General features: G+C 65.1%; 19 protein-coding genes and 1 tRNA gene. 5 read left to right on the top strand and 15 right to left on the bottom strand.

Annotated features, from left to right (window positions below):
• Positions 1–88 precede the first annotated feature (88 nt).
• Genes ABIS05_RS23645 through ABIS05_RS23665 form a run of 5 tightly spaced genes read right to left on the bottom strand, consistent with a single transcriptional unit; the run spans position 89 to position 5,590 of the window.
• Positions 89–1,162: a methyltransferase gene (locus ABIS05_RS23645; RefSeq protein ID WP_348013715.1), complete on the bottom strand. Its 1,074-nt coding sequence runs from the start codon at positions 1,160–1,162 to the stop codon at positions 89–91.
• Entirely contained in the window at positions 1,162–2,133 is a 972-nt protein-coding gene (locus ABIS05_RS23650) for a hypothetical protein (protein WP_348013716.1), read from the bottom strand. The genes ABIS05_RS23645 and ABIS05_RS23650 overlap by 1 nt, the downstream gene beginning before the upstream one ends.
• The gene (locus tag ABIS05_RS23655; protein ID WP_348013717.1) at positions 2,126–4,006 is read right to left on the bottom strand and encodes a hypothetical protein; all 1,881 of its coding nucleotides are present in this window, start codon (positions 4,004–4,006) and stop codon (positions 2,126–2,128) included. Before ABIS05_RS23655 ends, ABIS05_RS23650 begins: the two co-directional genes overlap by 8 nt.
• Before the next feature lie 2 nt (positions 4,007–4,008).
• A complete protein-coding gene (locus ABIS05_RS23660; protein ID WP_348013718.1) occupies positions 4,009–4,926 on the bottom strand; it encodes a hypothetical protein in 918 nt (305 codons plus the stop codon).
• The gene (locus ABIS05_RS23665) at positions 4,916–5,590 is read right to left on the bottom strand and encodes a dUTP diphosphatase (protein ID WP_348013719.1); all 675 of its coding nucleotides are present in this window, start codon (positions 5,588–5,590) and stop codon (positions 4,916–4,918) included. The genes ABIS05_RS23660 and ABIS05_RS23665 overlap by 11 nt, the downstream gene beginning before the upstream one ends.
• A gap of 343 nt (positions 5,591–5,933) precedes the next feature.
• Between ABIS05_RS23665 and ABIS05_RS23670 the strand changes: the two genes are divergently transcribed.
• From ABIS05_RS23670 to ABIS05_RS23680, 3 genes are all read left to right on the top strand, one after another.
• The gene (locus ABIS05_RS23670; protein ID WP_348013720.1) at positions 5,934–7,883 is read left to right on the top strand and encodes a lipase/acyltransferase domain-containing protein; all 1,950 of its coding nucleotides are present in this window, start codon (positions 5,934–5,936) and stop codon (positions 7,881–7,883) included.
• Between the two features lie 631 nt (positions 7,884–8,514).
• On the top strand, positions 8,515–9,261 hold the full coding sequence (locus tag ABIS05_RS23675) for a type IV toxin-antitoxin system AbiEi family antitoxin domain-containing protein (protein ID WP_348013721.1): 747 nt from the start codon (positions 8,515–8,517) through the stop codon (positions 9,259–9,261).
• Positions 9,258–10,181 (top strand): nucleotidyl transferase AbiEii/AbiGii toxin family protein, encoded by a 924-nt coding sequence (locus ABIS05_RS23680; RefSeq protein ID WP_348013722.1) that lies wholly within the window; start codon positions 9,258–9,260, stop codon positions 10,179–10,181. Before ABIS05_RS23675 ends, ABIS05_RS23680 begins: the two co-directional genes overlap by 4 nt.
• Before the next feature lie 347 nt (positions 10,182–10,528).
• Here ABIS05_RS23680 and ABIS05_RS23685 read toward each other — a convergent pair whose 3' ends face one another.
• The 6 genes from ABIS05_RS23685 to rsmB all read right to left on the bottom strand — a co-directional run bounded on the left by ABIS05_RS23685 (position 10,529) and on the right by rsmB (position 17,051).
• A complete protein-coding gene (locus tag ABIS05_RS23685) occupies positions 10,529–11,821 on the bottom strand; it encodes a phage integrase central domain-containing protein (protein ID WP_348013723.1) in 1,293 nt (430 codons plus the stop codon).
• Positions 11,822–12,002: 181 nt separating this feature from the next.
• Positions 12,003–12,078 (bottom strand) — tRNA-Phe (locus ABIS05_RS23690).
• Positions 12,079–12,131: 53 nt separating this feature from the next.
• Entirely contained in the window at positions 12,132–12,860 is a 729-nt protein-coding gene (locus ABIS05_RS23695) for a response regulator (protein WP_348013724.1), read from the bottom strand.
• Positions 12,861–12,866: 6 nt separating this feature from the next.
• Positions 12,867–15,152: an ATP-binding protein gene (locus ABIS05_RS23700; protein ID WP_348013725.1), complete on the bottom strand. Its 2,286-nt coding sequence runs from the start codon at positions 15,150–15,152 to the stop codon at positions 12,867–12,869.
• Positions 15,149–15,709: a DUF4390 domain-containing protein gene (locus ABIS05_RS23705; RefSeq protein WP_348013726.1), complete on the bottom strand. Its 561-nt coding sequence runs from the start codon at positions 15,707–15,709 to the stop codon at positions 15,149–15,151. Before ABIS05_RS23705 ends, ABIS05_RS23700 begins: the two co-directional genes overlap by 4 nt.
• Position 15,710: 1 nt before the next feature.
• Positions 15,711–17,051, bottom strand: a complete 1,341-nt coding sequence (gene rsmB, locus ABIS05_RS23710) for a 16S rRNA (cytosine(967)-C(5))-methyltransferase RsmB (protein ID WP_348013727.1) — start codon at positions 17,049–17,051, stop codon at positions 15,711–15,713.
• Positions 17,052–17,094: 43 nt separating this feature from the next.
• Between rsmB and folE the strand changes: the two genes are divergently transcribed.
• Positions 17,095–17,802, top strand: a complete 708-nt coding sequence (gene folE, locus ABIS05_RS23715) for a GTP cyclohydrolase I (RefSeq protein WP_348013728.1) — start codon at positions 17,095–17,097, stop codon at positions 17,800–17,802.
• Between the two features lie 266 nt (positions 17,803–18,068).
• Here folE and ABIS05_RS23720 read toward each other — a convergent pair whose 3' ends face one another.
• Positions 18,069–18,623, bottom strand: a complete 555-nt coding sequence (locus ABIS05_RS23720; RefSeq protein WP_348013729.1) for a LemA family protein — start codon at positions 18,621–18,623, stop codon at positions 18,069–18,071.
• The gene (gene queC / locus ABIS05_RS23725) at positions 18,620–19,336 is read right to left on the bottom strand and encodes a 7-cyano-7-deazaguanine synthase QueC (protein ID WP_348013730.1); all 717 of its coding nucleotides are present in this window, start codon (positions 19,334–19,336) and stop codon (positions 18,620–18,622) included. The genes ABIS05_RS23720 and queC overlap by 4 nt, the downstream gene beginning before the upstream one ends.
• A gap of 48 nt (positions 19,337–19,384) precedes the next feature.
• Here queC and ABIS05_RS23730 point away from each other — a divergent pair, with 48 nt between their 5' ends.
• The gene (locus ABIS05_RS23730; protein WP_348013731.1) at positions 19,385–20,962 is read left to right on the top strand and encodes a DUF4139 domain-containing protein; all 1,578 of its coding nucleotides are present in this window, start codon (positions 19,385–19,387) and stop codon (positions 20,960–20,962) included.
• A 348-nt stretch (positions 20,963–21,310) separates the two neighbouring features.
• On the opposite strand, the gene ABIS05_RS23735 is transcribed toward ABIS05_RS23730, so the two are convergent.
• Together ABIS05_RS23735 and ABIS05_RS23740 are read right to left on the bottom strand one after the other, a co-directional pair.
• Positions 21,311–21,682: a hypothetical protein gene (locus tag ABIS05_RS23735; RefSeq protein WP_348013732.1), complete on the bottom strand. Its 372-nt coding sequence runs from the start codon at positions 21,680–21,682 to the stop codon at positions 21,311–21,313.
• 248 nt (positions 21,683–21,930) lie between these two features.
• Positions 21,931–22,338: a hypothetical protein gene (locus tag ABIS05_RS23740; protein ID WP_348013733.1), complete on the bottom strand. Its 408-nt coding sequence runs from the start codon at positions 22,336–22,338 to the stop codon at positions 21,931–21,933.
• Between the last annotated feature and the right edge of the window lie 249 nt (positions 22,339–22,587).

A 22,587-nucleotide genomic window follows, 5' to 3' on the forward strand; every position in this document is an offset into this window, starting at 1 on the left:
GCGAGGCGGCGGGCCAGAGCAAGGCGTCTCGGGCACGGCCATTCACGCTGCCCTGAAGCGCCAGTCTCGGCCTACAAAGCGGGAAGGGTTAGGCCAGCGCCTCACTCGGAAGCTCGTTCACAAGTGACCGACCACCTGCCGAGATGTTAGACAGCACCATCGACGCGCGTTCAAGCGTAATGTAGGGGGCACCGGTGCCCCGATAGGCTGAGGCGAAGACTGGCCACGCGGCTAGCACCATTCGCCTCAAGGTGTCGACGTCCGCCTCCGACTCGCAAGCCACGCCAAGCACGCAGTCCGACAGCGTCACCCGTCGACCCGCTCCGAGCACACAAAGCTTCCCGGGCGTGACGAGCCCGACCCGAGGGAACAGCAACGCAGGCCCTGAAAGAACGGCACCCTGCACATGCTCACCCGAGTTCGTCACCGTGCCGTTCAGCAGGTTGTTCGTATGCACCAGCGGCCTGCCCTGCCTGGGCGTGACCACCTTGCGGGAATGCATCTGAACGCGACCCCGTGAAATCGTCGGTGCGAACGGTGCGGCGACCTGCTCGGCGACCGACACGCGGGCGTTCAATTTCGTCATCCGAACTAGGCAGGTCCGCGCCCTGACGCCCTGGAAAGCAGACCTCGAATTGTCCCGAATCACCTCAACGTTGAACTGCTTGCGCAAGGATCGCCATACCGGCTCGTCGTGCTTGCTGACCAAGCATCCGTCCGGGAGCACCGCCAAGATGGCGCCATCCGGGCGCAGGAACGGGATGCTGTTGACGACAAACGCCATCGCGATGCTCGCGTGAAGCACCTCATCTCCCACCGCAACTTCGAACGTCTGTCGGTTTCTGCGCGAGAACGGAGGGTTCAGCAAGACTAAGTCGACACCGCCGAAATGGTGTCGGAGCGACGAAGCACGTACGGAGCGCGGGTTCAGGAAGTCCGAACCTGCGACCTGCCACTTCGGGCGGCTCTTTCGAAGGCTGGCAATAGAAGCGGCCGAGACATCGTTCGCAATCATCGAAGCCGCCGGCCAGCGACGCTCGGCTGCAAGCAGCAAGCTTCCCTCGCCACATGCAAAGTCGGCAATCGCGAGCGCGCGGCGACGCGGCGTCGTGAGGCCCACCAGCGCGTCGGCAAGTTCTGGCGATGTGTAGAAGCGGTCCATCAGCGCCGCCCTGCGCCGGTCGTCAACAAGCTGCCGCCAGCACCCGCGGTGATGGCGCCAACGTGATAGACCAGGAGCCTATCCAGGCCGTCGGTGCGACCTTCCTTGCGAATCGGGTTGTCATAGATGAGCTCGATGCGGCTCGGGGACGTCAACGCGAACATCACCGCGCCTAACGCGTGCGGCTTCGTGCCAATCATGGCGACCTTCAATGTGGAGTTGGGATGGCGCCGAGCCAGTTCCTGCAGAAGGTAGAAGCAGCTGAAGGGGCAGTTCGCCGGCACGAACTCGATGTGGTGCCAGGCGCTCGTCTCTTCCAGCGCGGCCCTGTTCCCCATGTAGGTCTCGAAAACGTACCAGGGCTTGAAGCCCGGGATACCCACCACCGGCACTATCCGCTCGTGACTCGGCTGCACCTGTTCGATGACATGACGAAACCTCGCCCCCTCGAAGCCCAGCAGCGGCACGAAGACGGACTCTTCCGTCGTGGCAATCGTTGCGAAGCCCGGCATTGGCGCGATGCCAGCGATGCGTGCGCTGAGGTCGTAGACCTGGCCTTCAAGCGGTGCCGCGCTGCGCTTGTACCTATACGGCTCCACGTAGACAGCCCGCACCTCCATCCTCGCGGCGATGGCCGCCCGGATGAGCGCAGCCCAGGTCGGATGGCTCAGGCCGGTGATGTCGACGTACAGCACTCGAGCCGTCCCCAGCGGAGCAAGCAGCCTCGAAAGCGATGCGGCGCTTCGCAGGAAGAACTCCTCCTCGATGCCAGACACCTGGAAACCGGAGACGGATTCAGTGGTGACCTCGATGAACTGAACATCCGTGCAGCTCTGTCGCCACTGACCGGTGTGGCCGCTCCGGTCTTCATTGCTGACGCGATAGATGTACGAGCTTCCAGGCACAGGCGTGAAGAGACTGACCGACTCAAAGGTGTCAGTCAATATCGGCTCGCGCTTCAACTCACGCATAGAAATCGCCGAACAGCTGCATCTGGTCTGGAAGGTCCGCTTCGAACTCCCTGTGGTTGAGCTTCAAGACGGCGTCGATGCCCTCTCTCGGCTTGTCCACCAAGCTCAGCAGGTTCGCCGTCGACAGCAGAATCTTTCGCTTCTTCCGGTGGCTGAAGACAAAGAAGGGCGCAAAGATGGGGTGAATCATGTAGTCGTAGGCCTTGGTATCCCGCTCGTCCAGCGGCTTGCTGCCGGCATACCTGACCAACGCCAAATGCATCACCGAGTGCTTGAGCAGGTCCATGGCCTTCCCATCACTGTCGGACGCCTGCTCCTCGCGGAGGTGGAATTGGTTAGCCTCCGGCGTGTGTCCAGCCGGCGACTCAGCCAGAACGCCGAAGACTCGACCGAGGCTGAGCAGCAGCTTCGTCAACCGTGCACCGTCAACGCTGAGGCCTTCCAACTCGGATAGGTTCTTCCGCCCCACAGCTTGGGCGGCCTGTGTCTGAACTTCCGCGCTGATGGGCGAGAGCGCTGCGCCGCCTTCCTCGGTGTGAAGAAGAAACGCCGAGTGCACAAGCTCCAGCAGGTAGCGGATGTTGCCTTCGCACAGCGCCAGGTAGACGTCCCATCCGCTGTAGTACTTTCGGATGCCCCGCTTGCCTTGGCGAATAGCAAACAACGACGCATGGAAGTGGTTGTTGAAGCGGTCCTTGCTGGACGCACTGTCCTTGAGCCAAGAATCAATCTCGGCGGAAAGCGTTGTCGTCTCTTTGTGCGAGCTTGCCCAATAGTCCAAGAAGTACTGCACGCCAATCGGAAGCGCCTTCGCGGCCTCAAGCTGCGCCGACGAACTTGCCTGTTCAATTGCCTTGCGAACCCGGTTTTCCTGACCCTTGTCAATTAAGCGTGCGGCCTCGTCGAGGTCCTCGAGCTTAGGGAATAGTGCAGGGAAATCGGCGACAACGGACGCCCCTTCAACCGTGCCCTGATATCGAGCCGATAGAACACCCTCGGCGAAGGACTTGAAGCGGGAGTCGGTCAGCGTCTCCGCGATGGAGATGCGTACGTAATCTGCCGGCGACGTCAGCTGCTCGTTGCCGTTCAGCGTCGAGCGCTCACGCCATCCAAGCTCCCTGACGCCAACTTTGAACGTATAGGCGCTCTGGGCATGCTTGATGATGGTGTTGAGGATGCGCTGCTGGTAGTCCTCAAAGTTCTCAAACTCATCGATGAGGAAGAAGAACTGCTTGCCGGCCATCTCCTTCGTGCCGAGCAGCGCGGAGGCAAGCGTGTCTACTGGCGCACCCTGCATCGACAGAAAGCCCGGCGGTGCGTCGACGATGCTGTTGATGGACGCTTCGAACCCCAACATCTGAAGTCTGACTTCCTGGGCCAAGTCAGCCAGGCGGCCGGTGGACTGGAGGTTAAGGGTCGCTCGGAACGCTGCCAAGTCGTTTGGGGCCAGCGACAGGTCTCGACCCGTTTGAAGCTCGTACCAGCAAGCGAACTCCAGGAGCTGCGTGCAGAACACCAGGTTCAGGTAGTGACCAAAGCAGGCACGCCACCTTTCCTCGGTCAGCTCCGGTCCCCGGAAAGCCGTCACGCGGTTGGTGTTGACGCGGTGGTAGAGGCCAAAGAACGTCCAGGTGTTGATGACGTTCTTGTCCGACTTGGCGAAGGCGAACTGACCTTGATACGACAGGCCCTGAAGGACAGTCGTCTTCCCCGTGCCCCGCCCCCCAATCAGTACACACGGCCGGTTCGTCTTCAGCTCGTCGAAGTACCCCGGCACCGTGAACCAGTCGAACAGCTGCTCGCGAAGCCATTCCGCCTTGTAGAGGCCAAGCACCGTGCTCAGCTTGTCGATAGACCCGTTCTGGCTCGTCATGGTTATCTCTTCAGGAGCGGCTTCCAGCCGTTCTCTTGGTGCGTGAAGATGGGCAGCACAGCGTCTGGCCACCCATGTCCGAAGGCAAGCGCCAAGCCAAGTTTTCGGTAGCCCATCCAGCACCCCTCCTGTCCATCGCGAAAGGGAATGCCGGCTTTCACACTTGCACGTTCGACGAAGAGAGGACCTTCAACCTTCATGTCGTCCCGCCAAATCACGGAGCTGCCGGACAGGGCGCTATAGGTCTCTGGTAGCACGTGAGCCGGCACAACCTTCACCAAAGGGCACTTCGCGGCGATGTAGTCGCGGCCCACCTCGGTGCAAATCAAAGGGCAGTAGTAGAAGCCCACCGCGCCCGCACCAATGGTGCCTACCAACGACTTGAACGACGCCGCTCCAAGGTCAGACAGCTGGTGAATCTTCGTCCACGTGTTCTCGAACTGTTCGCCGGACCCGACAAAGTCGTCGACAAAGATGACGTTGCCGCGCGGGGTTGCCTTCAGCTGCTCGAGCGCCTTGGCTGGCGCGAGAAGCTGCTCCTCTTGGACGCCAAGACGGTCACGTGCCAGCCTCGTGAAGATGAAGGCGCTGTCAGCGTCGCTGCTGTGGTGACCCTCAACCCGGACGACGATGGCCGACTCAAGGAACTGCGTCCACTGTGAGCTGGCCGAGAAGTAGTTGTCCTTGTTTTGGACCACCAGCTGCGAGAGGTTCTGGAAGGCACCTTGGAACAGCGCGCCAATCAACTCGTCCCCGAAATAGGTGAACCCTTCCAACAAGCGGATTGCGTACTTTTGGTCTGCGGCATCGAAGTTCTCGAGCCACCCCTTAGGGTCAAAACGGGCGGCCCTTGGCCACAGCTGCGCGTTGACGAAGAACTTCCAGTTCTCGGCAACCGTTGGCGGCAGCTCAACAGCCACGCGCGACCTCTTCGTACTTTTTCGATAGGTGGCCGTAGAGCTCGGACGCGAAGGTGGCCGGGTTCTTGTCCAGGCCCGCCGCGAGATCCACCAGCCACACGTTGTCCTCGCGGCCGTCCCAGGTCTTGATGTACGTGCCCGCCCTGTAGCCATGGTCCTGCCGGAAACCGTTGAGCACGTTCTTCCCCACGTACATCTGGTAGATCGTCTGCTCTTCTAGGCCGACCGCACTGGCGAGCTCGCAGAACCCAGCTAAGTCGAAGCGCCTCGTCGTCAGGACGGACGTCGCGAACGCCTCCACCAGGGCGATGCGCGCCGCGGAGTCTTCAACACCGGCGCCGCTGCGCTTTCCGTAGGCGACGTAGGCACTTAGGAGCTGGGTTGAAGCGGCGTCCGCCGTCCCGTGCTGCTGCAGGAGCTCGCTCAACCCGAAGTGGAAGATGTCGACCAGCTCTAGGTGGACCTGGGGGATGTCTGGCGATTGATGCTTCCACCACTTCCAGCCGATGTGGTCCACGAGCTCAGCGCACTCCGTCCAAATCGCCCGGAACCAAGCGTTGTTAGCGCCGCGCCAATCGGAGCGAATCTTGCTGTTGATGCCGTCCTGAAGCTCGAGCATGGACTGCAGCCGGCTCCTCAGCGCCACATCGTCTACAGCACTCATATGGTTTACCCTAGATTTTGCTCTGAGCATCTTAAGTGGGGACCGGGTCATACAGCCCTGGGGCGATGCCGGATTTCGCCGGGTTTCGCCCCCTCCGCCCCCTCCGCCGCCTACCGCTGACGACGCAGAGCTGGTGAGGCTTTGGGGGGTGCACAACACGCGTAGACCATGCCGTGCCGGCAGTCGACCCGTGCGAGGCGGCGCCGTTCAGCAGACGTGTGGCCATCAGGAGAGCACGAACGCTGCGCGGGCAGAGTTCATAGCAGTTCAATGCTCTCGTCAGTGTTGAGGATGAGGCGGTGCCGGACGCTCGCTACCGTGTTGGTGCTCCAGGGAGGACATCTTGAACATAAAAATAATCGCCGCAGTGCTCACTGCCGTGGCGCCGGGCGCCTTCGCGGCCGGGACTTCACCCGGCTCAGTGATTGAGGGCTTCGTGCGCGCTGGGTTCGCGGACCGGAAGCTCGCTGCCAGCGTCTCCGAAATCCAGAAGCGGCCTGTCATCGTGCTCGTCCCCGGCATTCTGGGTTCGAAGCTCTCGTCGCCCTCGCTGGGCGGCGTCTTCTGGGGGAAGGGCATACCGGATTTGGAGAAGCTCAAGCTCCCGGCTAATCTCATCGACGAGAAGGCCAAGTCGGACGTACAGGCCACCCTCCTGGAAAGCTACTTCGGGGACCAGTATGGCGATGCTTTCGTGGCCATAAAGGCGGCAGCTGCCAAGGTTGGGATTGATGCGGTGGCTTGCGGCTACGACTGGCGTCGTGACCTGAGGTCAGGCGCTGCTGACCTCGAAGGCTGCATCACTCGAGAGTTTGGAACCACGAAGCGGACGCTCATCTTCGTGTCTCACAGCATGGGCGGCATCGTCACATCGGCTTGGAACGCCAAGCACGACGCCAAACAGTACTCGCCACAGCACCTGGTTGGCGGCATCGTGCTGCTGGGGTCTCCGCTTCAGGGCAGTTGCGAAGTGCTGCGAATGATTCGTGAGGGCTATAGACAGCCCGACAAGAACGGCCGCAACGCGGGCAAACGCTTTGAGTATCTGTATGTGGAGTGGGACAACCTGCGGCAGGGCATAGCCAACGACTTGACCGCTTGGGCAACGGACGGAGTCCGAGACGCCCTTCTGACCTGGCCCGGTGCGTTTGGCCTTACCCCCAAGCCGACGAACGTCGATACCAATCGGACTTGCGTCAAGGTCTATCCGTCGGAACAGCCCGGTGGTCCAAATGTCATCAGCTACTACGAGCCGCAGTTCTGGGCCACGGTGACGGGCAAAGAGGTTCTTAACGGAGCTAAACCCCCTGCACATTTCAACGCCGTCCTCGCAAAAGCGAAGGAGTTTAGGAATGGGTTTAGCCTCGTGCAGCCCCATGCTCCGCTGTATGCGTTTTACTCAATGTACTGGTCCACGCCAGAAGTTGCGCGCCTTGGCGCGGACGGCCATCTCAACGCGACGGACACATGGAACCCTGAGGATGGCGACGGTCGCGTGTCTATGCCGGCAGGCGGTTCAAGGCCCGAGGCATCCTGGCTATCCCACTATTGGCCAATCAGCAGCGTCCATGGTGGACTTCCGAAAGACCCAGAGTTTCAGCAAATCTTCCTTGCTGGCCGCCTACCGAGGCTGGTAGAAGGCCTCACTGCATATGAGCTCATCACGGAGCTAGGCAAAGAACCTGGTCTCGTTGCGGCTTACGCTAAGGTCGGCGGCGCTGTGCCCGTGGTCGACGAATTCAAAGGCGCGCTGGACGTCGCAGCCAACAGCGCCGAACCTCCGAAGTCTCCGCTGGGTCGAGAAATTGAGGCTGCGGTCGATGCATTCCGCAGCTCGGTTTGCCGCTCTACGCAGGCATGTTCAGTCACGTACAGAACGGCGAGAAAGCAGAACCTCGGCTTTACCGAGAGGGCGTCTACGTATGCCGGCGTCATGAGTAACGAAAGCGGGCTGCCGTGGGATAAGGCGACAGCCACCGCCCAGGTTGGCTTGGCCAAAGCGAAAGTAGGTGAGTTCAGGTCAGCGGGACCTGTTCTCGCCACCGCCTCTCTCGAGCTCGGGCGAAACATTGAGGAGGCGGACATTTCCGAGGGGGGCCGCAATGCCCTGTCGGACCTCAAACAGGTGGTCGACCGCAACCTAGCGATTGCCCTTCGGGAGAGTGGGCAGTGTGTTGCAGCCAAGAAGCTACTGGAGTCGCTGCCAGCCAGCAAGACCAAGTACAGCGCGGACTTGGAGGTGAAGTGCTTGGACCGCGACACGGCCGTCTACCAGGCGCTCGGAGAGTTCTAGCCTTGGCGCAAGCGAAACAACCGCGAGGTGCTGAAGGTATCAGCTCGGCGTCTTCACCGTCGAGCGTCATGTCCGTGGCAAGTGGGTCTGCAAGTGCTGCGAGCGGATGTGCAGGTGCCGGTACCGGCCCACGTGATCGACAAGGGCACCAGAGGAAGCGGACCGTTAGATGCGACGCCGGCCGCTTCGGTAAACCACGCCGTGCATCGCGCCCCGCCAGTCAACCAATTATGCGTAGCACCCATCGGCGGCGGCGGTCGCTGGCGCCCGGCGGCTAGCCTTTGGCCCACTTTTGGCCCACTTCACAACTTGGGACTGCCGTCCGATCACTCGCCAGAATAGAAAAAGCCATGCATGTCAGGGACTTGCATGGCTTGTGTCTGGTGCGCCCGGTTGGGATCGAACCAACAACCCCTGCCTTCGGAGGGCACACCCGCTAGCGTGTCAGCGGTAGGCGAAGACCTTGGAAAAGTCGGAAGTAGAGCAGGTCGATGTATAAAAAATATACGAATATGCCCATTAGAGGTGCGCCTCCGGCTTTTTCCTATTCCGATCGCCGGGTGCGGGTCCTTACGGGCATCGTGCGCACTGCCTAGCATTTGAATAGAAAAATGTCTAAAATTCCCTTCCAATGGGAACTTCGCCTTCTGCTCTATTCCGTCAGATCCTTACCCAGGTGCCCCGAGGCACCCCGATGCCCACGGCTTGGCTGCAGAAGCGGGGCTTCAACGCCAAGCAGGTGGCGCGGCTCGCCAAGGAGGGGTGGCTTGAGCGGCTGGGGCATGGCGTCTACATCCTCCCTGGAGACCAACTTGACCGGGATGCCAGCGTTGCGCGCCTGGCCGAGTTGATGCCTGGCCTACATGTGGCCGGAAAGACTGCGCTGGCCTGGCGTGGGATTCGGCACAACCTTGCCGCCAGGGAGCGGTTGATCCTCTGGGGCGACAAGGCGGCCACCCTGCCGACTTGGTTCACCTCGTTCTTCGCTGCGGACTACCAGGCAACCCACCTCTTCGATCCGGGTTTGGATGCAGATGTCGGGCTGACTCCTTTGCCGGGTGGCCGGCCTGACTTGCCCGTATCCACACCGGAGCGGGCGCTGCTCGAACTTTTGAGCGACGTGGGCAAGGGCCAGGAGCTTGAGGAAGCCCGACACCTGGTGGAGAGCGCGCGAACGCTGCGTCTGCCCGTTCTAGACCAACTGCTGTCCCATCTCAAGCGCATCAAGGTGGCCCGGCTGGCTCACATGCTGGCCGAGGAACTGGAGCTGCCATGGGTTGACGTGGCCCGCAAGCACAGCGAGCGCTTGGGCGGTGGAAGCCGCTGGGTATCGACCACCAGGTCGGGTGAACGGCTCAACCTGAAGCGCCCGACATGAACGACGTCTACGTCCGCACGGTTGGGCTGCTCCTGGACATCGCGCCGGCTGTCTTCGACACGCCCGCGTTCGCGATGAAAGGTGGCACGGCGATCAACCTCTTCGTGCAAGACATGCCGCGACTGTCCGTCGATATCGACATCGTCTTCATCCGACACGACCTCGTACGGGAAGATGCCCTGCAAGCCATAAGTGCCGAGCTTGCAGAGGCGAAAGAGCGCGTCGCAGCGCTAGGTCATGACGTCGAGCTTCGCAAAAACAAGGACGGCACCGAAGCCAAGCTGTTCGTGCGCAGCGCCGACGCGGAGGTCAAGGTTGAAGTCAACTTCGTCTTCCGCGGCACGGTCATGGCACCGACGCGCCGCTCGTTGACGCCCGCCGCCCAGCAGATGTTCGCGGCCGACATCCAGGTTCCCGTGCTGGCCGATGCCGAGCTGTACGGCAGCAAGCTGGTGGCGGCACTGGACCGGCAACATCCGCGGGACCTGTTCGACGTCCAGTTGATGCTCGAAAGTCATGGCTGGGAAGAGCAGTTGCTGGACTGCTTCGTGGTCTACCTGGCGGGCCATAACCGGCCGACGCACGAGGTGCTGTTCCCCAACGAGAAGCCGCTGGCGGGCGTGTTCGAAGCCGAGTTCGAGGGCATGACCACTGCGCCGGTCCAACTGGATGCGTTGCTGGCGACGCGCCGACGCATGCTGGACGAACTTCCGCGCGCGCTGCTGCCCCGGCATTGCGACTTCTTGCTTTCAATGGTGCGGGCTGAGCCGGACTGGTCGCTGCTGCCCTATGCCCATCTTGAGCAGTTGCGGGCCCTCCAGTGGAAGCTACAGAACCTATTCCGACTCAAGAGGAACACAGAAAAGTTCAAGCTCCAGCACGACGACTTGGTTGCCCGACTGGCCAAAGCAAGAGGCTGAGCATGGCCGGCGGGACGGCCTCTCGCTGCGACGACGCGCCTACTGGGAACGAACCGACAGCAGATGCCTTTGGGAGAGGCCATGGGAGGTTTGAGGTGCAGGTTGTAGACCCAATCCCGGCGCTTCCCCTTGGTGAGATGTTCTGGGACACTCGCTGCGCGAGACGAAAGTGGCAGGGATGCGATTCCTGATTCCACGCTCGCCGGTCTGGTGTACCCGAAGGTGTACCAACGACAAAAGACGAATTGGAAAAAGCGAGTTTCGCTGCGGGCTTCAACGGATCTTGAGATTCCGCCCCAGTTAGCGGCTCGCCACCAAGCGAGCCCTGCCCGACTTCAACTCACGGATCAAGGCTTCTGCCCTCGAAGCGAGACGACGGGCGCGCCTTTGCGCAACTGGTCCAGATAGTCTGCCCACGCCTGCAGCATCTTGCGCCGCTGTTGCACGAACTCGGTGCGGTTGTAAGCGCGGCCGAGGTTGTCGCGGACCGAGTGCGCCAGCTGCGCCTCGATCACGTCCGGATCGAAACCGAGCCGCTCCTGAAGCATCGTCCGCGCCGTTGCACGGAACCCGTGGCCAGTCACCTCATCGGCCGAGAAGCCCATGGCACGGAGTGCTGCGTTGATGGTGTTCTCGCTCATCGCGCGGTCGTGATGGCGCTCGCCACGGAAGACCATCGCGGCATGTCCGGTCAAAGCGTGGAGTTCGCGCAGCACGGCCACCGCTTGCTTCGGTAGCGGGACGAGGTGAGGCGCGCCATGCAGCTTGTGGCGCAGTTCCCGCTTCATGCGCATAGCCGGCACGGTCCACAGGGCGCCGTCGAGGTCAATCTCCGTCCACTCGCCGAAACGCAACTCGCCGGGGCGCAGCAACAGCATCGGCGCAAGCTTCAGCGCCGCGCGCACGACAGGTGTCGCGGCGTAGTGGTCGATGGCGCGCAAGAGCTCCCCGAACCGCTTGGGCTCCGTGATGGCCGGAAAGTGTTTGACGTATGGCTGCCGCAGCGCGCCCTTGAGGTCACGCGCCGCATTGCTTGTTGCCTTGCCCGTTGCGACGGCGTAGCGAAGGACCTGGCCAGAGTCCTGCAGCGCCCGGTGTGCCGTCTCGATCACCCCGCGCGCCTCGATGCGCCTCATGACCTCGAGAAGTAGAGGTGCCGTCACCTCAGCCACAGGGACCTTGCCGATCCACGGGAAAACGTCGGCCTCCAGGCGCGCGATGATCTTGTCGCTGTAGCTTTTTGCCCAGCTGTCTTTCTTCACGCCGAACCACTCGCGCGCGACGGCCTCAAACGAGTCAAGCGGCGGCAGACCCTGCGCCTCCCTCTCTTGGGCGGCGCGCGCCTCCACGAACGAGGCCTTCGCAGCCCGGCGCTTCTGGCTTGGATCGATGCCTTCGGCCAGCATCTGCCTCGTCGCGTCCGCCTTGCGCCGAGCGATGGCCAGGGTGGTATCTGGGTAGGTGCCCAGCGAGAGCATGTTGCGCTTGCCAGCAAAGCGGTAGTCAAAGCGCCAGCCATGCGACCCGCCCTTGACGAACAGGAGCAGGACGAGCCCGTCACCGTCGCTGAGCCGCGTTCGAGCGTCTCCGGGCTTGATCGCCTTGATGGTCGCGTCGGAAGGGATCAGGTTGCGCGGCATGGAGTAACTTTCTGGCTTCGCCCACGCTTCGGGGCTGGTTACTGCCAAAGTTACTCCTGCGATTGGAAGAACTCAAGGGATCGGATGCAACCGCTTGAGACGCAAAAAAGCCCTAGAGCGTTGATTCTCTAGGGCTTTTTGGACTTCCTGGGACCTCTTGGGATTCCCTGGAACAGCGTTTTGGTGGCCTGGGGCGGAATCGAACCACCGACACGCGGATTTTCAATCCGCTGCTCTACCAACTGAGCTACCAGGCCTTTGTCTTGTTCGCTGTTTTAGCGAAGTCCGCGACTTTAGCACAAGTTGGAGGTCAGACGCCAGCCCCGCGCTTGTTGCGGCTCAGGTCGACGCCCAACTGCTTGAGCTTGCGGTAGAGGTGGGTGCGCTCCAGGCCGGTCTTCTCGGCGACGCGGGTCATGGAGCCGTTTTCCTTGGCGAGGTGGAACTCAAAGTAGCTCTTCTCGAAGGCGTCGCGCGCCTCACGCAGCGGGCGATCCAGTTCGAACGTCTGCTCAGAGGCCAACGCGTGGCTATTGTTGACGCCGCTCGGCAGGTGGCCCGACAGCCCGACGCCCTGGCTAGGCGTGGGAGTCATGCCGAGGTTGAGGCCGGACGAGGGCTCGGGGCGCGAGTAGCTGGGTAGGCCGATAGCGGCCGGCGCCGGGCGCGGCGGGGCCGTCTTGACGAGCGCCTGCTCGACGGCGCGCAGCAGTTTCTGCAGCGTGATGGGCTTTTCGAGGAAGGCGATGGCGCCGAACTTGGTGGCCTCCACCGCCGTATCGATGGTGCCGTGGCCGCTCATCATGATGACGGGCATCGTGAGCAGGCCGGCGCCGCCCCATTCCTTCAGCAGCGTGACGCCGTCGACGTCGGGCATCCAGATGTCGAGAAGCACAAGGTCGGGGCGCGAGCGCTCGCGCGCCGCCCTCGCCTGGGCGGCGTTCTCGGCAAGCTCGATGGTGTGCCCCTCGTCGCTGAGGATCTCTGACAGCAGGGCGCGAATGCCCAGCTCATCGTCGACAACAAGAATCGTGGCCATGAATCCTTAAGTCCTGGCGCTCGCGCCACCGGGCTCGGTGGCGGGCGCAAGAGTTGAAAATGATATCGAAACTTGCGCACCGGTCACGGGCAGCTCCAATCCGTCATCGGCAGGAGCCCCTGCATCCGCTGCGGCATGCCGGTTGCGCAAGGAGATGCGCGCGCCGTGTTCGTCGGCAATTTTCTTGACGACGGCCAAGCCCAGGCCGGTGCCTTTGGTCTTGGTCGTCACATAGGGTTCGAAGGCGCGCTTGAGCACCTTCTCGGCAAAGCCGGGGCCGTTGTCGACGATCTGCAGGCGCACGGAGCGGGGCGCGCCGGCCTCGGTTAATGACAACGACGAGCGCACCTCGACCCGGCCGTCCGGGCGGTCATGCACGGCGTCGAGCGCGTTCTGCACGAGGTTGTGGATGACCTGGCGGAGCTGGCTGGCGTCACCCTTGATGTGGAGCAGGCAGGGCGCGAGATCGGTGAGCAGGTGCCCCTTTTCCTGCGCCTCGGCGTAGAGGGTGAGCACCTCGTGGATGAGGCCGTTGAGCTCCAGGGGTTTGAGCTGCGCGGACGGCAGGCGAGCGTAGTCGCGGAACTCGTTGACGAGCTGCTTGAGAGCCTGAACCTGGTTGACGATGGTGGCGACCGAGCGCACGAGCATGGCCTGGTCGGCGCCTTCCAGCTTGGCTTCGAGCTTGTGCTGCATGCGCTCGGCGGAGAGCTGGATGGGCGTCAGCGGGTTCTTGATCTCGTGGGCGAGGCGGCGTGCGACCTCGCTCCACGCCGCTGAGCGCTGGGCGGAGACGACCTCGGAGATGTCGTCGAAGACGACGAGGCGGGCGCCGTAGGGCAACGGCGCGCCGCGCACGAGCAAGGTGAGCGCGTGCTTCTTGGGGTCGAGCTGCAGCTCGAAGGATTCCTGCCAGAGCTCGCGGTCCATGTCGCCCGCGCCGTCGTTGCTGAGGCTCTGTTCGAAGCGCCGGGCCAGCGCGGCGGAGAAGTCGGCAAGACCTGGCACGTCAGCCAGCGGGCGGCCGGCGTAGGTGGCCAGCGGAAGGTGCAGGATGCCTGCGGCGCCGGGGTTGACGGTCTCGATGTGGCCGTGGGTGTCGAAGACGAGGACGCCGGTGGTGAGGTTGTCGAGGATGGTCTGCAAGTGGGTGCGGGCGGCGTCAAGCTCGGTGACGGTGCGCGAGACCTGGGCGCGCGCGTCGGCGAGCTGGCCGGTCATGTCGGCAAAGGAGCGCGTCAGGCCGCCGAGTTCGTCGCGCGACGCGAGCACGGGGCGCACGGAGAGGTCGCCCTGGGCCACCATGCGCACGCCGTCGGCCAGCATCAGCAGTGGCCGCGCGAGCTGGTTGCCCAGCGTGACGGCCAGCAGCAGGGCCGCGAAGACGGCGAGGATGAGCACCAGCGTCAGCGTGCCCAGGTACATGCGGCGCAGGCCGACGCGCTCCAGCGCGCGCTGCTGATATTCGCCGTTGGCCGTCTGCACGGCGAGCGCGTTGCTGAGTGTGCTGGCCGGCACACGCTGGATGACCATCAGGTAGCGCTCGCCCAGGCCAAGGCGCAGCTCGGTGTTGGGCAGCAGGGCCAGCGCGCGGATCTGGGCGCCGCCCTGCAGGGCCGCGGCCTCGTCTTCCAGGCCTTCGAGCTGGCTGGCCACGCCACCGCCGCGCGCTTGGCGCAGCATGGTGCTGCTGGGTCGGTCGGGGGTCAACTGGCGGGCGTCGCCACCGCCCTCCAGCAGGATCTGGCCGTTGCCGCCGACGAGGGCGACGGTGCGGGCGCCGAGCTTCTCGCGCAGGCGCTCCAGCGCGAGCAGCTGGGGCGTGGTGGTCTCGGCGAGTTGCTCGGCGGCGTCGCGGGTTTTGGCGCCGAGGTCGGACACCATCGCGTCCAGCGTGCCGCGGCCGAGGTTGAGGCCGGCCTCCAGCGCGCTGGCCAGCCGCACGTCGAACCAGGTCTCAATGCTGCGGTTCACGAACTGGTAGGAGACGGCGTAGATCATCAACCCGGGCACGACGCCGACGAGCGCAAAGATGCCGGCGAGCTTGAGCAGCAGCCGGCTGCCGAAACGGCCGCTGCGCACGCGCATGAACAGACGCACGGCGGCGGTCAGGATGACCAGGGTCAGCACCGCGGCAACGCCGACGTTGACCCAGTAAAGCCAGTGGTAGTGGCGCTCGAAGAAGCCGCGGTCGGAGGTGGTGCCGACGATGAGCACGAAGGCCAGCACGCCGGCCACGCCCGTGAGGGTCACCAGCGTGATGACCCAGCCCCAACGCGACGCCTTGGTCATCTCAGCGTGAAATCGGGTGCGAAGTTGCGCTTCTGCTCGATGCTCAGCGCAAAGCCCGACTGCAGGCCGATCTGCATGGGGCGGGGCAGCTGGGTGACGTCGAGCTTGTAGCTGAACTCCAGGTAGTAGCTGCCGCCGTCCTCGATGTCCTTGGGCTCGGCGATGTGCCAGTTGCTGATGCCGCGGATGACGCTCAGCGCCTCGTCCAGCGTGGCGAAGCTCTGGTGAAGGCCGCCGTTGGAGATGCGGTACTGGCGCGTCAGCGATTGCCAGGCCAGGCGCCACGTGCGATCAACCGTGGCAATGCGGGCGTCGCGCCAGTACCAGCGGTTGCGCAGCACCTGTGCCTCGGCGACGAAGTACAGCGGCACGCCCTTGTGCAGCGCGTCCTCGGCGAGGCGGCCGAGTTCGAAGCGGGTCGTGAAGCTCAGCTCCAGCCCGTCGTCCACGCGCCGTGTGGTCAGCTGGGCCAGCTCGACGCCATCGGCCCGCGCTGCGCCCGGCAACAAGCCGAGCAGCAAGGCGAAGAAGGCAGCAATGGCGATGCGGGCGAACAAGTCAGGGTTTCGTGATCAGGGCGTAAAAAAAGCCGTCCAGGGTCGGCTGGGGTCGTTCCGCATTCTCGGCCACGGGCAGCAGGTGACCCGTGAACCCAGGCACGGCATGGGACTTGGCGGCAGGCTGGCGTTGCAAAAATGCGTCGAGCTGGGCCTGACCCTCGGCGCGGAAGACCGAACAGGTGGCATAGACGAGGCGGCCGCCCGGGGCCAGCAGCGGCCAGAGCGCGTCCAGCAGCTCGGCCTGGATGCGGCCCAGCGCGTTGATGTCGTCCGGCCGGCGCAGCCAGCGCACGTCCGGGTGGCGGCGCACGATGCCGGAGGCGCTGCAGGGGGCGTCCAACAGGATGGCGTCGAACGGGATGCCATCCCACCAGGTGGGGGGCTGGCGGGCGTCGGCGGCTTTCAGCGTGGCGCTCTGGCCCAAGCGGTTGAGGGTGTCCTGCACCCGGGTCAGGCGCTGGGCGTCGGCGTCCAGCGCGGTGAGCTGGAGGTCGGGCTGCAGTTCCAGCAAATGCGCCGTCTTGCCGCCGGGCGCCGCGCAGGCGTCCAGCACGCGAGCATCAGGCTTCAGGCCGGTGCCGACGAGCAAGGGCGCGGCGAGCTGGGCGGCGGCGTCCTGCACGCTGACCAGACCCTCCGCAAACCCCGGCAGCGCCGTGACGGGCGCCGGCTTGTCGAGCACGAGGGCCTGCGGTGTGGGCGCACCCAGTGTCTGCGCGCTCATACCGAGGCCGGCAAGTCGCTCGGCGTAAGCGGCGGCCGTGCTGCGCTGGGCATGCACGCGCAGCGTCATCGGCGGCGGGCGGTTGTTGGCAGCCAGGATGGCCTGCCACTGCGCCGGCCAGTCTGCCTTCAGCTTCTCGACCCACCAGGCCGGGTGGTTGAAGGCGCCCAGCGGGCTGCGCTCGGCGGCGGCCACGATGGCATCCCGCTCGCGCAGGAAGCGGCGCAGCACGGCGTTGACGAAGGCCGCGCTGGCCGGGGCGCGCTGCTTGGCGGCCTTGACGGCCTGGTCGACCAGCGTGTGGTCGGTGTACGCCGGCTCGGGGTCGGGCCAGAGCAGGGCCAGCGCGGTCAGCAGCAGCGCATCCACGCGCGGCGGCGGGGCCTTGGGGGCGAGCTGCTGGCGGGCGGCCTCGGCGCCACCCAGCCGGCGCAGTGCCGTGAAGGCCAGCGCCTGCGTGCCGGGGCGCAGGTCGGCGGGCACGCGGCCCAGCAGCTCGGTGAGGGACTTGCCCTCGCGCACGCCCTGCACGGCGTCGGCGGCCTGGGACAGCAGCCGGTGCAAGGGGGCGGACAGGTTGCCGGCGGGAGTGCCAGACTGAGGGCTTTGGGACATGTCTTCAGTGTAGAAGTGCGCATTGCCCGGAGAATCCGCCCCCATGAACGCCCCCGCCCCAGACGCTCCGCACCTCCCCGTCTCCGAGCGCATCCGCTACCGCCTCGTGTCGGCCGGCTGCCGCCACCACGCCAACGACAACATCGCCGGCTACATCGAGCCCGGCGAACTGGATGCGCTGCAGGCCGAGGTGCAGGCCAAGATGCAGGAGGTGCTGAAGAGCCTGGTCATCGACACCGACAGCGACCACAACACCCAGGACACCGCCAAGCGCGTGGCCAAGATGTTCGTGCGCGAGGTGTTCGCCGGCCGCTACGTCCAGCCGCCCACGGTCACCGAGTTCCCCAACGTCAGCCGCCTCAACGAGCTGATGATCGTCGGGCCGATCACCGTGCGCAGCGCCTGCTCGCACCACCTCTGCCCGGTCATCGACAAGGTCTGGATCGGCATCATGCCCAACGAGCATTCCAACCTGATCGGCCTGTCCAAGTATGTGCGCCTGACCGACTGGATCATGAACCGCCCACAGATCCAGGAAGAGGCCGTGATCATGCTGGCCAACGAACTGGAGACGCGTGTGAAGCCCGACGGGCTGGCCGTCGTCATGGAGGCCGACCACTTCTGCATGCACTGGCGCGGCGTGAAGGACACCGGAGCAGCCATGACCAACAGCGTCATGCGCGGCGCCTTCCTGACGGACCCGAATCTGCGGCGGGAGTTCTTGTCGCTGATGCCGAGGAAGAACGCCTGATCGCAGCGGCAACCAAGAGTCCGATTCCCTGCCGAATGTGGCTGTGTATTTGGCCCGAGCGCCGGGCCGCTCCCAAGCCGGCCCGCTAGGCGATGTGCGAGCGGGGCATCCCCCGCGAGCATCGCCGTCCCCTCGGGGGCTGAGGCCGGACACATTGCGCCCAGTGGGCGCGATGTGCCTGCCGAAGGGCTGCGGCACTGCCGCAGCGCGGTCTGCAAGACCGACCAGCCCGCCCGCGTTCAGCGGGAGCGGGCTGGGCGAGGGGCTCACAACGACCTCGCCTCGCTGAACCCATACAGGTTGGCCAGCACCCGTGTCGGGAACTGGTGCAGTGCCTCGTTGTACTGGCCCACGGCCTGGTTGAAGACCTGGCGGGTGAAGGCGCGCTGGCGTTCGATGAGTTTCAGCTCGCTGACCAGCGCGTCGATCTCGGTCTCGCTGCGCAGCTCGGCCTGGTGGTCCAGCAGCGACAGCAGCCTTGTCAGTGCCGCCGCGTGCAGCGCGCCGGCCACGGCCAGGCTGCCGGCGGGGTCCGGCGCCCAGGGCTTGGTGCGCACGGCCTGGGTAGCCGCCTGGGATTCGGCCTGGGCGCTCGCCAGTGCGTCGAAGGTGGCCTGCTCGCTGGGCAGGCGCGGGGCGACGGCGGCGAGCAGTTTGTCGCAGACCTCGCCGCGCTCCTTCAGATGGGCGTCGAGCTGGGCGAAGGCCTCGCCGATGGCGTTGCGCAGCGACATCAGCCGGTTGTAGGCACCGATGCCCCAGAAGAACAGCAACGCCGCCGCCGCGACGCCGGCCGTCGGCCAATTGAGCCAGGCGGTCATGCGCCAGCCTTGTGTTGCGCCTTGTATTGCTCGAAACCACGCGCCCGCAGCGCGCAGGCCGGACAGTGGCCGCAGCCGTGGCCCCACGCATGCAGCTGGCCGCGCTCGCCGAGGTAGCAGGTGTGGGTGTCCTCGACGATGAGCTTCACCAGCGCCTCGCCGCCTAACTGCTCGGCCAAGCGCCAGGTGGCGGCCTTGTCGATGAACATCAGCGGCGTGTCCAGCGTCATGGGCGTGTCCAGGCCCAGGCTGAGCGCGACCTGCATCGCCTTCATGGTGTTGTCGCGGCAGTCCGGGTAGCCGGAGAAATCGGTCTCGCACATGCCGCCCACCAGCACGCTGGCGCCACGCCGGTAGGCCAGCGTCGCGGCGAAGGTGAGGAACAGCAGGTTGCGGCCGGGCACGAAGGTGTTGGGCAGGCCGTTGGCCTGCAGCTCGATGGCGCGCTCACTCGTCAACGCGGTGTCGCTGATCTGGCCGAGCAGGGTCAGGTCCAGCAGATGGTCGGCGCCCAGCCTGCCGGCCCAGTGCGGGAACTGGCGCGCGATCTCGGCGCGCACGGTGTTGCGGCAGTCCAGCTCGATGCGGTGGCGCTGGCCGTAGTCGAAGGCCAGCGTCTCGACCTCGGCGAAGCGGTCCAGCGCCCAGGCCAGGCAGGTGGTGGAGTCCTGCCCGCCGGAAAAAAGCACCAAGGCTTTGCGGTTGTCGGTCATAGGCGGGATGCTACCTTTGCGACCCCTCTCACTCCCCGGCAAACCCGCATGCGCTCCACCTCCGCCCTGCTTGCCTGCCTGCTGCCTGTCGTGGGGCACGCCCAGTCCCGCATCGACGAAGTCCTCGTCTACCCCGGCGGCGCCCAGGTCACGCGGCTGGCCGCCGTAGCGGCCGGGGCGCGTGAGCTGGTGCTGAACTGCCTGACCGCCCGCTTCGACCCCGACTCGCTGCAGATCGACGCGCCCGCTGGCGTCAACCTCGGGCCGGTGCAGTTGGAGACGCTGCCGCGCGAGCGCGCGCCGGAGTGCGCGACCAGTGCGATAGACGAAAGCCTGCGCAAGCTAGAAGGCCAGCGCGACCTGCTCGCCGCCGAGTCCGCCGCGCTGGACACCAGCCTCGGCTACCTGAAGGCACTGGGTTCGGGCGAGGCGCGCTCGACGCCAGCCACCGGCATCGCCGCCACCGCCGACAGCATCCGCAAGACAGCCCACGAAGCGCTGCTGCGCCAGGCCCAACTGGCCCGCCAGATCGCCGATCTAGACACGCAGATTGCGCCGCTCAAAGGCGAGCGCGACCGCGTGGCCGCCGCCAATCCGCAGTGGCGCAGCTTGCGGCTGCGGCTGTCCACGGCCCGCGAGGCCGAGTTGAAGCTGAACTACCGCGTCACCCAGGCCGGCTGGGCACCCAGCTACCGGGCGCTGCTCGACACGGCCAGCGGCGCGCTCAACCTAGAGCGCCTGGCCCAGGTGTCGCAGCAAAGCGGCGAGGACTGGAAGAACGTGAAGCTGCGGCTTTCCACGGCGCAGGTGGCGCAGAAGGTGGGGCAGAACCCGCCCTGGCCGTGGAAGCTCGACCTGGCTTCCACACGGCCCTCGGCGCCTGCGTTGGCAGCACCCGAGACGGTTGTCGTTACCGGCCAACGGGCCAGCCTCTCCTCCGCCCAGCTCATCAAACAGAATGCGGACGAGGTGGTGGAGAGTATCAACCTGTCTGTGTTCGAAGGCAGCCACGCTACCGAGTTCGCGCTGCCGCTGCGCGTCAACATCGACAGCGGAACGCAGCGCGCCAGCCTGGCGCTGGGCAGCGAGAAGCTGCAAGCCAGGGTGCTGGCCCGCGTGCAGCCGCAGAGCGAGGCTGCGGCCTACCTCGTCGCCGACGCCGCCAAGCCTGCGGGCGCCTGGCCGCGCGGCGCGCTGCAACTGGTGCGCGACGGCGCGCTGGTGGGCAGCAGCACGCTCAATGTCGCGGGCAGCGACGACCGCCTGGAACTGCCCTTCGGCCGCGACGACGCGGTTCGCGTGCAGATCGAACCCGAGCAGCGCAACGCCGCCAACACCGGCTTCATCGGCGCGCGCGCCGAGCACCGCTACGCGCGCGCCTGGGTTGTGGAGAACAAGCACACGGCGCCGGTAACGCTGCAACTCATCGAAGCGGCTCCGGTGTCGCAGCACGAGGACATCAAGGTGCAGGCCCAGTTCAGCCCGGCGCCGACCACGCAGGCCTGGCGCAAGCAGCCGGGGCTGGTGTTGTGGGAGCTGCCGCTGGCGGCGGGCGCCAGCCAGCGCTTCACGGCGGACTACGTCATCAGCGCGCCGAAGGAGGCGCAGGTGACGGGGTTGAGGTAGGGCGGGTGCGACCCGCCGTCTGTCACGCCGCTCCAGGCGTCGGCCTCGATTGCCGGGGGGGCAGACGACCCGCCCTACCCAGCTGCGTCCAAGAGAGTGCGGGCCCGATGGAAGCGGATTGTTTGCTACGGATGACCCTCGGACCACACCCGGAAAGCCGATTTTCGGCTGCGTCGTCAACGCCGAACAGGCTTCAGCCGCCCGCAAGGCCGACGCACACGCGTCGGGTGCCGCTTTCTGCCATGTTCGGGCGCACGGGAACGAAAAAACGCGTTTGAAAAACCTATCCCCCGTGTCGGGCCGGCGACGCGCCGGTTGAACGACGCATTGCGCGCCGGCCGCCAGACATCACGCGCAGGTGATCATCACGCTGTGATCGTGCGAGGAGTCGGTCGTCGATGTGATCGTCACGCTCTGCCCCGCCTTCAACGACGCCAATTGCGTCGGGCTGAGCGTGATCATGTGAGCGTGGCTTGCACTGCCCTGAATGCTGTAGCTGAGCGCGCTCGTCGAATTGAGGTCTGCCGCCTGGATCGACAGCGAGTGCCCGTGGTTTCCGGAGATCGCCGCACCGGTGGAACTGCAACTGCTGAGGCCGTTCGTCGGCGCTGGGCTGGCGGCGGAGTCGCTCCCGCCGCCACCGCAGGCCTGCAGCAGCAGCAATACCGTCCCGCCCGAGGCGGCGCCGAGAAAGCCCTTGCGGGTCATCTTCGTGTTCATCAAACCATTTCTCCTTGGCCCTCGCAGGCCCTGCATGCCGGGCCGATGGGCCCGCGTTCATGCTCAGTGGGTACCGAAGCGCGTGCACAAGGTTCAGATGCTTCGAATTTCAGTCGGCCGCCGCGCAGTGGCAGATAGGGGTCGTCGTAGGCCGGCCCGGCGGATAGCAGCGTGTCGATCACGCGGTCTTCCTGCCCTGCCGGAGCGCCAGCTTGCAAGCCCGTCAGCGACGCAGCGCCCTACCCGACTCAGCAATTCGGCAGGCCGCGCCCGAAGTTGGTGAGGCGGCGCAACTCGAAGTGGTCCTTCGAATCGGCATTGAGCACCGGGCCGTCCAGCTGCAGCGCCTCGCCACGCCGCGCGAGATGCGCGACCACGCCGGCCCCGCTGTAGGGTTTGGGCATCGTGAAGCTGAGCGTATCGCCCTTGATCTGCACCGGCCAGATACGCTGGGGCGGCTCGTTCTCCAGCTCGAAGATCAGATCGTCCACATCACCAATGCGCCGCAGCGTCAGGCGCAAGCCGTAGACGTCCCCGCTTTGAGGGCTGACGCACAGGTTGGAGAACATGACGACACCATGTCGTGGCAGCGGCTCGGGCGCTGCGTGGGCCTGCGTCGCAGCCAACAGTGCCAGCCCCAATCCCAGCGCCCTCATGCACGCACCTCAAAGTCATCGGTAGATGGCATCAGCACTTTGAGGGATTCATCCATGGGCGGGGCTGCTATGCGACCCGCCCTACTTGGCTGTTCGGCTGTTTCAACGGACCCCTTTGGAGGAGCCGAGAAGCGCAGAACGGCGAGGCGTGCGCACAGCGCACTTCGTCAACTGACTCCGCGCAGCTGTTTGACCGCAGCGTAGCGAAGGGAGTTCTGCGCGGGCCTCGGGCTCCGAGCATCGCAGGGC

The sequence above is a fragment of the Roseateles sp. genome, assembly GCF_039929605.1.
Classification (GTDB): Bacteria; Pseudomonadota; Gammaproteobacteria; order Burkholderiales; family Burkholderiaceae_C; genus Pelomonas.